Source organism: Clostridium sp. AF50-3 (assembly GCF_003477445.1).
In the GTDB taxonomy this organism is placed as follows: Bacteria; Bacillota; Clostridia; order Lachnospirales; family Lachnospiraceae; genus Otoolea; species Otoolea fessa.
The window spans coordinates 1-13,258 of the sequence record NZ_QUDH01000012.1 but is presented as its reverse complement, the minus strand read 5'-3'; the positions used below and the strand labels follow the sequence as shown (position 1 = coordinate 13,258).

The following is a 13,258-nucleotide window of genomic DNA, read 5'->3' as shown; positions in this document are numbered from 1 at the left end:
AAAACATGAAATTAAAGAAGGTCCAGATCCATAACTGGAACGGTAAGAAATTTGAATTTGCCCCCAAAAAGCTTGTTTACGTATTCCATGAAAACGGCTACGGCAAGAGCAGCCTGTTAAACGCGCTGCGCTACGGCATTTCCGGCAGCCTCCCAAAAGGCGCGGAGATCCGCGACTGTGCCGTGGAACTCACGGAGGCGGAAACGGGACTGGATATTTACCGGGAGCGCGTGGCCGGAAGCACGACCTGTAAGATCGGCGGGCCGGACGGGAACCGCATGGCAGAGAAACAGTTAAACGCCAAGGTCTCCGAAATCACCGGAGTATCCCCGTCAAACCTGCAGGTGATCAGCTCCAGCGATATCTTCGCACACATGAAGCCGGATGAATTCCTGGCACTCCTTTTGGAGTACCTCCCGGAGGAATTCACCTTCCAGGATATCTTATCCTACATGCCGGCACTTACGGAGGAGCAGAGCACCATCTTAGAGCAGTACCTCTGCCCGGACGGTTTCCCGTTTGGGATCTATGCGCTGGATGTATGCAGGGACGCACTTACCGATACCAGAAAGGCAAAGAAAGCGACAGTCAAGCAGAATGAGGTGCAGATCGCAGCCATGAAATGCGAGCCGGCTGCCAGGACTTTAGAGGAAGTGGAAGCTGACCGGTATGACTTGGAGGCGCAGGACCGGATGTACGCGGATAACAGTGCAAGGCTGAAGGAATATGAGATCGCGAAAAAGAAACGCGATGACCAGGAAGCGCTGATCAAAAAGTGTGAGGACTGGCTGCTGATCCATTCCGTAGCGGAACCTGATCCGGAGACTTTAAAGGCGTGCCGTACAGAGCTTGCGAAACTGGATCAGTCCAAATCCGCAGCGCTGACTACCAGGGCCACCGCGGAGACAACCTTAAAGAGCCTGCGCGCAACCTTGACCAACCTGGAATCCACCGTATGCCCGATTTCAAAGCAGCTTACCTGTACCACGGACAAAACAACCGTGAAAGATGAGATCTCCAAGGCAGTGGCTACCCAGGAAGCAGCCCTTAAAAAAGCGGAGGAAGAGATTGTGGCGGCAACCGCGCGGATCAAGGAGTTAAACGACCAGATCCTTGCAGAGGAAAAGCAGGCGAAAGCCTATAATAATGTCCGTCTGACACAGGAAAAGGTCAAGACCTTAAAGGATACACTCCCGGTCCTCCCGGTAAAACCGATCGCAGCCGGCAAAACGGACATCGCAGAACGCAGAAAGGCACTGGAAGCCGAAAAGCAGAATATTCTAAACGGCGTCATGAAGAGCCGGATGGAAGCGATGAACCGGAAGCTGACGGACGAGATTGCCCAGTATACCGTCCTCATTGACGCACTCGCGGAAAAAGGACCGGTTAAACAGGGTATCGTTAAGCACTATGTGGAAGACTTTGAATCCGTATGCAATGCCCACGCGGAGCATTCCAACGGCTACCAGATCAGCTTTAAGCTGGATAATGGTATCAAAGTCTATGCATCCACCCCGGCAAGCAAGGAACCGGTCTACTACATGGGATTGTCAAGCGGTGAGAAGATTATCGTGACATTCTTGGTGATCGATATGTTAAACAGCCTGACCGGCATGCGGATGGCATTCATCGATAACCTGGAGCAGCTGGACCGGCAGACGCTTGAGTACGTACATAAGACGATCACTTCCAAGGAATTCCTGGAAGGATATGACCACGTTTTTGTGTGCGGCGTCAATAACCATGATGTCATGGAAGTTTTCAATGACAAGACAGGCGTGACAAGAGTTTAGCATTCCATACAAAGGAGCCTTCCCGGAAAACGGGCAGGCTCTTTTTTTGCCATCGTGCCAGTAAAAACGGATATCTGAAAATACCCGCCAGCAAAACCGGAACAGTCGACATACTGATATCAGACAGCCACCTGCCACGGCGGTCGGACGAAAAGATGAATAAAAAAACAAGCAGAAGAAAAAAAGAAGGAAGACGGTCCGTCAATTCCCGGAGCGGACTGAAAGCGCAAACAAGAACAATCAGGCAAAAAAGAATGAAAGGACGAGAAGAAACTTATGGCAAAGAAAAACACAAACACAACACCGAGACTGAATGAAGTTTTTTTAAGGGGAAGAATTTCCCACGTGTACGGAAGTGAACGCGGTGGATCCTTAACGGTCCCGTATTCCGTACCGGCCCGCAAACCTGTCCGTGACGAGGAAGGCAATGTGACTTTCGTGGATTCCGCGAATACGTTTTTCCCGGAAGCTCTGTACAACCAGTATACCGTGACCAAGGAGATCATCCAGGATTTCAGCAAAAACGACAACGTGATCATCAAGGGGTACTTAGGCTCCTATGCCACCCCGAGCGGTACCGGCTATGACGAACATACCGTGCTCTTCATCGACACAGTGGAGCATGACCATACCCAGATGGAACAGCTGCTCGGCGTTCCCGGATTTGGAAGCCGCTATGCGACACCGACCTGTGAAGTCCGCGTTGAGGCCAAGATCATCGGTATCACAAAGCGCTACGATACGATCTACGAACTCCGTTTAGAATGCGAGAAGGACGGGCGTACCTACCCGGTAACGGCCATGTATTACCGTTCCCCGCGTAACTTGGAGAATGATTTCCATATGAATGACATCGTTTACGTGATCGGTACCATGGAGTCCGCGAGAAATGAGTTCCGCGGTAAGATCTATTTCCTCCAGACCTTTGTCATCCATGAGATGGTAAAACAGAGCGATGTTTTAGCCGCCTATAACCGGATGCGCAAGGAACAGGAAAAGGCGCAGTCCGCACAGAGGGAACGTGATGCCGCTGAGCGCGCAAAAGCTGCTGCTTATGAGGAGCCGGTAACCCCGGACGAGGCGGAAGCAACCGCCGAAGAGGAAGCGGTCGCATCCGAAACAGAGGCTTATGAGACCTCCGATTCCTACGAGGAGACGGAAGATATCCAGGAGGCGGATGCTGAAAGAACGGAAACGGAAGGAAGCAGCGCAAACGAATAACCAGATGACCATTTCGGGGCAGGATCGTATCCTGCCCTTATTTTTTGCCGGACATCCGGATTACGCGCTGATACAGGCCGAAAACGGGAAGAAAAAGCCTGAACACGTGATACATACTGATGATATATAAGTGATGAGGCATTGAGTACAACATGCTGAAATCATTGAGAGCATCCGGTCTCTGATAAATAATTTGCTTTTGCAGACCCGGTAAGAAAACGAAAAAATATTAAAAAAGGACGGAAGCTGTAATTTACTCAGCTTCCGCCCCAAGGAGGTTATATGAAAAATATTAAAACCATGATCATGGTACTGTTGGTAGCCATCATGCAATCTCTGGTACTATGATCGTAAAGAAAAACCTGCGCCTGAAACAGGAGGCGCAGGACTTTGCGGCGATCCAGGCTGCGATGTCTGAGACAGAAATTGTCCCGGAGACGCAGCCGGAACCCGCAACAGAAGAAGAGGGTGGGGACGAGCCGACAGAGCCGGCTTACGAACCATCTGAAACATTAAGGGCCCTCATGGAGCAGTATCCGGACTGCATCGGATACATTACCATTGAGGGGACGAAGGTTTCTTACCCGATCATGCAGAATGAAGATAATGAATATTACCTTCATCGCGACATGGAGGGTAAGAAATCAGTCGGTGGCTGCATCTACATGGACTCTAATCATGATATTCATGAGAAGGGGCTGCATGTAATTTATGGCCACCACATGAGAAATGGCTCGATGTTCCGTGATGTAGCGCGTTTCACAGACGCGTCTTACCTTGCGGAACATCAGAGCATTACGATCCAGGCTTCCGATCGGGAAGTCCGCTTAAAACCTGTATATTGTTATGCAGGTAGAGCGGACGGCTCTTATCGAAATGTACTGGAAAACCATGGCCAGGTCATCGACTTTATTAAGTCCCATACGGGGCTTGATATCGATGCCGATGACCTGTACGTTCTGGTGACCTGTTCTTATGGTAGCCAGGATGAACGCACGTATTTATACTGCGTGCCGGAACAATGATTCAGCATGAGCCCCGGGAATTTTTCCCGGGGCTTTTTGTATGACAAAAATGACCAAAAAGTGTTATCCGCAAAAATACGCCCTATTTTTATATCACATACTGAAAGAGATCATGTTAAAACCGCTCCGGCAGGTGGTGTTCCCGGGGAACACCATGAGAATCCGTACGGACGGTGAACACAGTCTTGCGGACGGCCAGACGCATCAGGATGATTTCTTGACACAATGTCAGAAACACCAAGAAACCTGTCTGTCAATTGATAACACCAGGCATTAAAAATACCAGCACCCCGTTGTGCGGGGATTAAGGCGCGGACATCCAAAACGGAAAATGACCAAAAAGTGTTATCCGCAAAAAAATGACTGATATCCGTAAGACATACTGAAGATAAGTTTGTTACGCAAAGGAGGAACCATCATTGGAAACATTGGATTTCAGAACAAAAACAGAATTTAAAAGCGTCAAGCACGCATCCTGCCGCACCTACTGGCCGGTTGCCATCGATATCGGATACTCCGCAGTAAAAACCTATTCCCCGAATGCCTGCAGCTGCTTCCCTTCCTATGCGAAGAAGCTGGGACTGCGTGAAACGATCGTGGATCCCCGGTAAAGGATGAAATCTGGTATATCGACGATACTACAAATGAGGTATGGAGGGTCGGAGAATCCGCCATGCGCTCCGTCAGCGCGAACGACACGAACGAAACGGATGAGAAATTATTCAGCAGACACCGTTACCTTTCTGAAATGTTCCGCATCATCGCCCGTACCGGTATTGGCTTCGGCATGATGAACACGGGAGCGGGTGCTTATAATGCAGGTCTCGCGCCGTATGTACAGACCGGACTTCCGCCAGCTTATTTAAAAGGAACGGACCGCCAGGAACTCACCCAGGCACTGACCGGACACCATAAATTTACCCTCCGCTTCAGAGACCGGACCCAGTCCTTTGACTTTACACTGGAAGAAAAGGATATCGGTATCATGGCGCAGCCGGAAGGTACGCTCATGAGCATCAGCATGAACGATGACACGAGAAGCACCAAATCCGCAAGAAATTATTTTTCTTCCAACGTACTGATTGCAGACGCCGGATTTGAGACCGTAGACCTTTATGAGCTCTACAACCGCCAGATCCGCGGACGTGCGACGTTCACAAGCGTCGGCATGCACGCGATTTTGGATAAGACTATCAAAAAAATGCAGGAAAAATGCGGTGGTGTGCAGGTGGACCAGCTGACGATCCAGGCAGCTTTAGAAGCAGGAAAAGTCTCCATGGTGGAGTGGAACCCGGGCAACGGGCGTCCGCGCCGTGTTTACCATGAGATCGCGCCATTCTTGGAAGAGGCGGTCAATGAGGTATTCGATGATCTCTGCAGCCAAATCGGGGAAAATATCAAGGACAGCATCAGCGAATACCGCTACCTGGTACTCACCGGCGGAACCTTCGCCCCGTGGGAGCAGGCCATGAAGGAGTATTTCGGCGCACTCTGCGAGATCGGCGGCAACGGGTTAACCATTTTAATGGGTAATGAGAACTGCAAGGATACGACGGATTTGATCTATACCAACGTCCGCGGATATTATCTGTATGCAGTCAGCGGCCTGCGCCGGAAAGAACGCGACGCAGCCAAGGCAGACGGGGAATAAGGAGGGATAGCAAGTGGCATACATGGAGATCAGGCTGTATAATTACCATGATGACGACCTGCTGCAGATCCGCTTAAACGGGCTTGACCTGGGTTTTATTTTCACAAGGGCTTTACGAGCTTGCTTCTTACAGGAAGAGATCTGCTTTACATTCCCGAAACCGCTGACACTGAATAAGACCAGGAAAAAGAACAGCAGGGTTAAGATCTGGCTGGATGACCGGACGCAGAGCGAACTCTGCACGTGGTTAGAGGGGTTCGAGCCATATTACCGCAACCAGGCGATCAAAAACATCGCCCGCATGTATCTGTATGCGGGCGGGATCAGCCCGTTCAATGCCTTTTACCGGTCCGGGAAATGGGCGCCGGCCAGTCCGGAACACGTAAAGGAAATTGAAGTCCCACTCCTTCAGCGGACCAGAAAGAAGGAAGACCCGGATGAATGGCTGGACCGTATCAGTACCGGGAAGACCAGGCACGGGCTTACTGGAGCAGCAAAAGAGAAAGCCGTGGAAGAAATCCGGGAAGCCCCATTGCAGGAGTTATTAACCCCGCAGCGGCCAAAGTGGGAAAAACGGCAGGATGAAGATATGACAGCAGAGGATCTGTTCCCACAGGAATCGGTGATCCGTAAAAAAGATGCGCCAGATGGACAGGAATATGGTATCATACAAGAAGAACCAGCCACACCAGAAGAACTGGACGGGTCCGTATTAAAGAAAGAAAAACTGGAAACCATACCGGATACCAGGGAAAATATGAGAGCACAGGAGCCTGTGCTTCAAGAGAAACCAGAAAAGACGCCCGCACCTGCTGCCACAACGCAGGAACCGGACGATAACCTGACGAACGATGAAGACGCAGATGACGATTACGATGTGTACCAGATGTTCCAGAGTATAAAAAACAACTGATCAAAAACCGTTATCCGCAAAAACGGACAAATCACACGAAAGAAAAAAGTACAGAAGAAAAAGCCAAATTCATCTGAAAGGAGTATAAAACATGGGCTTTGACAAAAAGAAAGAATGTGACGAACTTTATAAGGGATTAAAAAAGGATTACCTGGAGAAAATGATAATCAAAAGGATCCCATTCGTGTTCATCTGTGCGGCTGCGGATGACGGTAAAAAAACAGAATACAATATGAAGATTTTTAGCCCGGGACCATTAGGACTGACATTATCACAGGATTATTTCAGGGAGGCATTAAACCTGTTCAACGGTTTTGAAACCAACGGCGTTGAAACCGTATATTCAAAAGACCGTTCCCTGGCAACCATCCAGGCGGATGAAGAGCTCGCGAAGCAGACGCCGGACGTCCATTCCATATATAGTAAAGAGCAGATTGAATCCATCATCGGGGAAGATGCATTGGAACCGATCACGGACGACACAGATGAAGCGGATGAAGCTGCTGTTGACCAGAGCATCCGCCAGATGCTCCAGGATACCGTACGGAAGTCCAAGGAACCGGAAAAGGTGCTTCCAGATGCGGAAGCGGACAACGCACAGAAAGTACCAGCCGATGCGCCGCATTTCATGCCGCCGATCGTCAATGAGGAAGCTTTAAAAACCATGGTCAAGGATACAAACCAGAACTTCTCAGCCTGCCAGTTCACCTGGGAAGGAAACGAACCGCTCATCAAGCAGGATAACCGCGCACAGGAGCAGAAAGCATACCGTGCAATCAACCTTCTCTGCCAGAACATTAAATGCGGGGACGATTCCTTTGGCCGCGCGATCGAAGAAAAACTTCGCAGGGAACAGGAACGCAAGGACAAAAAACTGGAAGCGGAACAGGCAGAAGAAATGTAACCCGTCAGTATATACGCAGTGGGCCGGCACACGGTCTGCTGCACCCAGAAAGAAACAGCCATCCGGCTGTTTTTTTTGTGACCAAAAAGTGTTATCCGCAAAAATCACAAATGCCGTATCCGCAAAACCAGAATTTTGAAGCCGCCATTTCGCATCCATCCTCCATACTGAAACTGTGAAAAAATCTGTCGGACACCGGTTCTGTTTTCCGGGGTCAAAAAACAGAGAAAAGACACAGAAAGGAGAATGTCATTATGAAAAGGAAGAGGATCACAAAAGCGATCGCCTGCTCCTTATGCGGCGTGATGGCACTCACGACTCCGATCCAGTCCATGGCATCCGGAGCGTCAGTAAAGATCACGCATAGCGCAGATGGCATCGATTATTCGGATTATTCGCCGAGTGATACGACCCTGCCATCCGGATACGCAGTGGAGAATGCTTCTGCTGCGGCCATCCAAAGCGGAACGCTGACGATCCCAGACGAAGCAAATGGCAAGCCAGTATACGCTTTGAATCGGCGTTTCATGGCAAATTCTGGCGCTGAAACAGTCACGATTGGAAAAAACATCCGCGCCTTTAACTCGGATGCGTTTTTGGAGGCGTTATCCGTCAAAGGATATCAGGTAAACGCAGAAAGCAGAATTCTGAAAGTAGAAACGGGAGAGAATCCGGTCCTATACCGATACGATGGTACTGTCCTCATGGATTACCCATCTGCAGCAGAAAAAACCGACTTTAAGGTGCCAGACGCGACCGCGGTAATCTATTCCATGGATAATGCCAAATTCGGTTCTCTGGATTTAAACCAGGTAAACCTTGTAGCGTACGATTCCTTTGCAGGTACGTACGTCGATACGCTGACTCTGCGTAATAACTTAAAGACCAAAAGCGGGAGCAATAACGTCCATTTTTCAGGCCATGGCTCCATGCCAAACAGTTTGTCGTAGCAGAAACAACGAAAAATGATTCCGGCGCTTACCTGAAAACAAACGGCGACTGTCTGTACACGGATGACGGAGAATTGTTAAAATTATCCTCCGACGCAGAAATCTCAAATGTTGACTGGACAAAGATCACATCCGTATCCAAGGACGCATTTGACAGCTTGCAGCAGTATCAAAAGCTGTACCCGGAAATCCCGGACAACGTCAAGGCATCCATGAAAAACACCGTATTCCAGTTCTATAACCAGAACAACAGCGTATTCATGGTAAACGGCGATGTGGGCTTTTGCTTCAATTACGATAAGGCAGTCCCGGACAGCGTTGTCAACCTGGATCTGCAGGACGGAAAGCACGGCAACTTCTCCGAACTTATCGGAAAAGACAAATATCAGAAGGTGAACGCAATCATGTTCGCAGGCGTCCCGTACGACGGAGCAGGACTCTTTAAAAAGAACTTTGGCTGCTCTTACGACGAGGCGTTGGCGAGACTGGCCGCATCCGATAAAAAGGATAATGCAGCCTTAAACGCCGTGGCATCCGCGATCCACAAAACGGTATCCGGTAAATCCATCGAGACGATCCAGGGAATCGGCTCCATTGACTGCTTCACGAAAGAGAATGTCGATTCCTACTTAAGTGACCTTGAAACAGCAGCAAATGAAAGCGAGAAATACACATTTACCCCTGTATTTGAGCTTGGTGGAGAGAGCAACGCCCTTACCTTCCGGGAACAGGAGGATGGCAGCTACTTAAGCGATGAATTTTCTGTTTATGCATATAACGGTGACGGTCAGAAAACAGATGCTTATCAGATCGAAATGACCATGACAGGCAGTGGCTTTACCGTTGTAAACCATGCAGGAAACGTATTCCATACAGGAGAGACGATCCGTCTGAGCGCCGCTGCAAAACCGGATACATCCGCAGACGCAAAGCCGGTTACCTTCTCCTATAAGCAGGCAGCACTCGATTACTACGACCCGGCGCAGGGCAGTGATTACCAGCATGTCCTGGTATCCGCAACCAACACGGAAACAGCGTCCGTCCCATATACGATCGTTGTCCGCCCGCAGGTTGAAACACTCACCCTCTCTAAAAAAGCAGTATCCGGAACAGAGGAACTGCCGGGTGCAGAGCTGACGTTGACCAATACGGCAACCAACGAGGTGACCGCACAGTGGACCTCCGGCTCCACCCCGAAGACCATCGAGATGCCGGCAGACGGCACTTACCGTTTCACGGAAGTGACGGCACCGGATGGCTACCAGAAAGCTGAAAGCATTGATTTTGCGATCGAAGGCGGCAAAGTAATCGGAGTCTGGACGGACAACACGGTTATCATGTATGACGCACCAGTGCCGAAGACGGTTACCATTTCCAAAAAAGATGCTGCAACCTCCGACGAACTTCCAGGTGCAGAGCTTACGATCACAAAGGACGGCACGACCGTGGAAACATGGACGTCAACCACAACCCCGCATGTGATCGAAAACATGTCGGATGGCACGTATACCTTAACAGAGGTGACATCCCCGGATGGTTTGATTATGTGTGATAAAGAAGTAATAGAAGTGTAAAAAATTTTGCCTTTCCTATCCGATACTTGTCTTTGGTATCGGATTGGGCAGGCGGTCATTCGGGCAAGTCCACCTTGCCGACGAAAGAATAGTAAATCTCAATATCCTGTCTGCGTGTGCCGTTTTCATCGTAGCTGCACTCATGCACAACGATTTTCTCTACAAACTCACGTAAGAGGGTGTGGGTCAGTTCTTCAAAGTTCATGTGCTTGCGGACAATGTTCATAAACTTTTCTGCGTTTACGGTAGCTTCCTGTGCTTTGGAAAGCTCCGCCTGTATTCTGGCAACACGCTCTTTCAATTCCTGCTGTTCGGCTTCATAGTCTGCCGAAAGCTCCGTGAAACGCTCGTCAGAAATGCGACCGCTTACGCTGTCCTCATACAGCCGCTTGAAAATAGCGGAAAGTTCACCGATACGCTTTTCGGCAGCTTCCAGTTCCTTTTTCTTGGCGGCGTTCCGGCGTTTGCCGCCGTCCTCGTTCTGCTCAATCAGCAGCTTCATAAACCGGGCTTCATGCTTTGCCGCATAGCTCGTCACTTTCCGTAGATTGGAGAGAACGCCCGCAGTCAAAAGGTCGGTGCGGATAAAATGTGCGGTGCAGTCATGGGTGCGCTTTTTGTAGTTCCCGCAGATATAGCAGTCCTGTTTCCGCTTATCGGTCTGGTAACGCTGCTGATACATGACGCTGCCGCAGTCCGCGCAAAAGAGCATACCAGAGAACAAGCCCACTTCATCATAGCGGTTCGGACGCTTGCGCTGTTTGCGTAATTCCTGCACACGCTCCCATGTCTGGGTGTCGATGATAGGCTCATGGTGGTTCTCGAAAATTGCCTGTTTCTCAATGGGATTTTCTATGCTGTGCTTGGTCTTGTAGGACGGTTTCTCCGTCTTGAAGTTCACCAAACAGCCCATGTACTCCCGGTTTTCAAGGATATGCACCACGGTATTTGTCGCCCATTTGCACTCATAGCCGGGGTGATAGCGGCGTGTGCTGCCCGTCCTGCGGTATTCCAGCGTTCCCGGCGTTGGGATTTCCTGCTCGGTCAGCATACGGGCTATCTTGGTCGGACCGTTCCCGGCAAGGCACAGACGGTATATCTGCTTGACCACGGGTGCGGCTTCCTCGTCAATGATGAAGTTTTCGTCCTCGTCCATGAGGTAGCCGTACACGGGTTTGCTCGTAACAGGCTTGCCGCTCATGCCTTTTGACCGTTTTACAGCTTTGATTTTCTTACTCGTATCTCTCACCAGCCATTCGTTGAAAATGTTCCGCAGAGGGGCAAAATCATTGTCGCCCTGTGCGCTGTCTACTCCATCGTTGATGGCGATAAAGCGGACGCCTTTTTGTGGGAAAATCATCTCGGTATACATTCCCACCTGCAGGTAGTTTCGCCCTAACCGTGACATATCCTTTACGATAACGGTAGCCACTTTCCCGGCTTCAATGTCCGCAAGCATGGATTGAAAGCCCGGTCTTTGGAAGTTCGCACCAGAATAGCCATCGTCCGTGTACCAGCGCAGATTGGAAAAGCCGTTCTGCTTTGCGTAGGTTTCAAGGATACGCTTCTGGTTGGAAATGGAATTACTTTCGCCTTGCAGCTCGTCCTCATGGGATAGTCTTGGATAAAGGGCAGTGATTTTCTGGGTGGCCTGTCTTAACATAAAATTCTCCGTTTCCGACAGCCAGCCCCACTATTCCGTATTTCGATTATACCACATGGGGCGGCTGTCTGTATAGCGGCTTCTGCTTCTTTACCGCCCGGTAAAATGGTGATTTTTCTGTGCGGCTTGTAGCGTTAGGGCGAAAGCTGGGCTTTGTGTCCTGCGGCGGCTTCCGCCTCCAGCACTTTCATCATCTTATCGGCTGCTGTGTCGGTGGTATCTTTTTTGAAAAAGCCGGAAACGACAAGGACGGTGTTGCCCATGCGGATCTCTGTCACGCAGTCCGGGCGGCGTTCCGGGGTGGTGTTCTGCTTGTTCTCTGCCATAGGCAACTCCTTTCATTTCATTAATTCTTTTAGTCTGTTCAGCTTGGCTTGCGCCGTTTCACGGCGGAAGTTCTCTCCCGTAAAGAGGATAGGGGCGCACATTTCCAAAAGGCGGTCATAAATCCGGGCATGGGCGGTGTCCAGCGGATTTTGCAGGCTGTCCAATGTCAGATTGGTGGTAACGATTAAGGCTTGCGGCTGCGGTAGCGGCTGTCAATCACATTGTAGACCTGTTCTAAACCGTACTCTGTGCCGCGCTCCATTCCAAAATCATCAATGATAAGCAGAGGAAAACGGCAAAGACGCTCGATATACTCGTTGCGCCCCTCAAAGCTGGCGGTCAGGTCATTCAAAATCGCGGAGAAGTTCGTCATGCGGACAGCGACTTCCTGCTCCATGAGGGCATTAGCGATACACCCGGCAAAATAGCTTTTTCCTGTGCCGACCTTGCCCCATAGCAGATAGCCGATATTTTCCTCGCGCATGATTTCCCAATGCTCCACATAGAAGTGTGCAATCTCCATTTGCGGGCATTTCCCGTTGTCGTTGGCGAAAGTCCATTCCTGCATGGTAGGATTGGTAAATCCCCGGCGTTTCAAGTCCTCCACGGTGTCAAGGTGCTTTCTGCGCTGTTCGGCGGCTTCACGCTTCAAACGCTGGGCTTTCTGGCAGTCACATTCTGCCGGGTGGCGGTCACGCCCAAACAGGGCGGCTTGCTTTTCCGGGAAGTAGGCTTCTTTCGGAGTGTGACACTTGCCGCAGTAAAGCAGTCCGTCCTCGCCCGTGTAGTCCTCCGGCTGTGGGGTAACAGCCGCCATATTCAAAACTCGTTCTGTAAACAGATTACTCATAAGCTCTCGCCCTCCTTGCAGGTGTATTCGGGTATGCCCTGTCTCGGGGCAGCCTTTGCGGTATCGTCTGCCGCCCATCTGCGGATAGTGGCGGCGTGGTTTTTATATTTCTTGCCCGTGGACGCGATATAGCCGGAAAGCCGCTCAATGTAGTACGCCCATTTTTCGGGCAGCTCCGCTTGCAGTTCGGAAAGCTCCGTATCAGTCAGAAATACATTCTCATATCTGCCATAGCTGCGGGCGAGGGCTTGTCCCTTTAACTCTCCCTCTTTTTCTAACTCTATATCTATCTCTTTCTTTATCTCTATCTCTGGTGGACGAATGTCGGACAAATGTCCGCCATTTGTCCGCGGCGGCAAAAGTGCCTTATTTTCAAGCCTTGCGGCG

The 13,258-nt window shown here is 50.2% G+C and carries 11 protein-coding genes and 2 pseudogenes; 9 read left to right on the top strand and 4 right to left on the bottom strand.

The features are described 5' to 3' along the window. Positions 1-5 precede the first annotated feature (5 nt). The 9 genes from DW085_RS13010 to DW085_RS12965 all read left to right on the top strand — a co-directional run bounded on the left by DW085_RS13010 (position 6) and on the right by DW085_RS12965 (position 10,031). Positions 6-1,793 (top strand): hypothetical protein, encoded by a 1,788-nt coding sequence (locus DW085_RS13010; RefSeq protein ID WP_147353953.1) that lies wholly within the window; start codon positions 6-8, stop codon positions 1,791-1,793. Positions 1,794-2,069: 276 nt separating this feature from the next. Continuing rightward, positions 2,070-3,014 carry a hypothetical protein gene (locus tag DW085_RS13005; RefSeq protein WP_118493020.1) on the top strand — a complete coding sequence of 315 codons (945 nt, stop codon included), beginning with the start codon at positions 2,070-2,072 and terminating at the stop codon, positions 3,012-3,014. A gap of 344 nt (positions 3,015-3,358) precedes the next feature. Then, the gene (locus DW085_RS13000) at positions 3,359-4,039 is read left to right on the top strand and encodes a class B sortase (protein ID WP_118493018.1); all 681 of its coding nucleotides are present in this window, start codon (positions 3,359-3,361) and stop codon (positions 4,037-4,039) included. Between the two features lie 419 nt (positions 4,040-4,458). Continuing rightward, complete coding sequence (locus DW085_RS12990; RefSeq protein WP_118493014.1) at positions 4,459-4,650, top strand: hypothetical protein; 192 nt, start codon at positions 4,459-4,461, stop codon at positions 4,648-4,650. An 8-nt stretch (positions 4,651-4,658) separates the two neighbouring features. Then, positions 4,659-5,690, top strand: coding sequence for a ParM/StbA family protein (locus tag DW085_RS12985; RefSeq protein ID WP_347475096.1), 1,032 nt, complete (start codon positions 4,659-4,661; stop codon positions 5,688-5,690). Between the two features lie 13 nt (positions 5,691-5,703). Then, positions 5,704-6,603 carry a hypothetical protein gene (locus DW085_RS12980; protein ID WP_118493010.1) on the top strand — a complete coding sequence of 300 codons (900 nt, stop codon included), beginning with the start codon at positions 5,704-5,706 and terminating at the stop codon, positions 6,601-6,603. Positions 6,604-6,694: 91 nt separating this feature from the next. Beyond that, positions 6,695-7,507 carry a hypothetical protein gene (locus DW085_RS12975; protein ID WP_118493008.1) on the top strand — a complete coding sequence of 271 codons (813 nt, stop codon included), beginning with the start codon at positions 6,695-6,697 and terminating at the stop codon, positions 7,505-7,507. Positions 7,508-7,761: 254 nt separating this feature from the next. Continuing rightward, positions 7,762-8,457 (top strand): hypothetical protein, encoded by a 696-nt coding sequence (locus tag DW085_RS12970; protein WP_118493006.1) that lies wholly within the window; start codon positions 7,762-7,764, stop codon positions 8,455-8,457. A gap of 74 nt (positions 8,458-8,531) precedes the next feature. Further along, positions 8,532-10,031, top strand: a complete 1,500-nt coding sequence (locus DW085_RS12965; protein ID WP_118493004.1) for a SpaA isopeptide-forming pilin-related protein — start codon at positions 8,532-8,534, stop codon at positions 10,029-10,031. Between the two features lie 55 nt (positions 10,032-10,086). Here DW085_RS12965 and DW085_RS12960 read toward each other — a convergent pair whose 3' ends face one another. The 4 genes and pseudogenes from DW085_RS12960 to DW085_RS12945 form a co-directional block, all read right to left on the bottom strand. Further along, positions 10,087-11,694, bottom strand: a complete 1,608-nt coding sequence (locus DW085_RS12960) for a recombinase family protein (RefSeq protein ID WP_118493002.1) — start codon at positions 11,692-11,694, stop codon at positions 10,087-10,089. Positions 11,695-11,828: 134 nt separating this feature from the next. After that, the gene (locus DW085_RS12955) at positions 11,829-12,020 is read right to left on the bottom strand and encodes a transposon-encoded TnpW family protein (protein WP_005946147.1); all 192 of its coding nucleotides are present in this window, start codon (positions 12,018-12,020) and stop codon (positions 11,829-11,831) included. Between the two features lie 12 nt (positions 12,021-12,032). Beyond that, positions 12,033-12,871, bottom strand: a pseudogene (locus tag DW085_RS12950) (ATP-binding protein). After that, a pseudogene (locus DW085_RS12945) lies at positions 12,868-13,258 on the bottom strand (replication protein); the annotation flags it as partial. The pseudogenes DW085_RS12950 and DW085_RS12945, both read right to left, overlap by 4 nt.

Bases quoted from the DNA above. Each gene is read 5' to 3' on its own strand.
- DW085_RS12955 (WP_005946147.1), bottom strand. From the start codon at position 12,020: ATGGCAGAGAACAAGCAGAACACCACCCCGGAACGCCGCCCGGACTGC.
- DW085_RS13010 (WP_147353953.1), top strand. From the start codon at position 6: ATGAAATTAAAGAAGGTCCAGATCCATAACTGGAACGGTAAGAAATTT.
- DW085_RS13005 (WP_118493020.1), top strand. From the start codon at position 2,070: ATGGCAAAGAAAAACACAAACACAACACCGAGACTGAATGAAGTTTTT.
- DW085_RS13000 (WP_118493018.1), top strand. From the start codon at position 3,359: ATGATCGTAAAGAAAAACCTGCGCCTGAAACAGGAGGCGCAGGACTTT.
- DW085_RS12960 (WP_118493002.1), bottom strand. From the start codon at position 11,694: ATGTTAAGACAGGCCACCCAGAAAATCACTGCCCTTTATCCAAGACTA.
- DW085_RS12970 (WP_118493006.1), top strand. From the start codon at position 7,762: ATGAAAAGGAAGAGGATCACAAAAGCGATCGCCTGCTCCTTATGCGGC.
- DW085_RS12975 (WP_118493008.1), top strand. From the start codon at position 6,695: ATGGGCTTTGACAAAAAGAAAGAATGTGACGAACTTTATAAGGGATTA.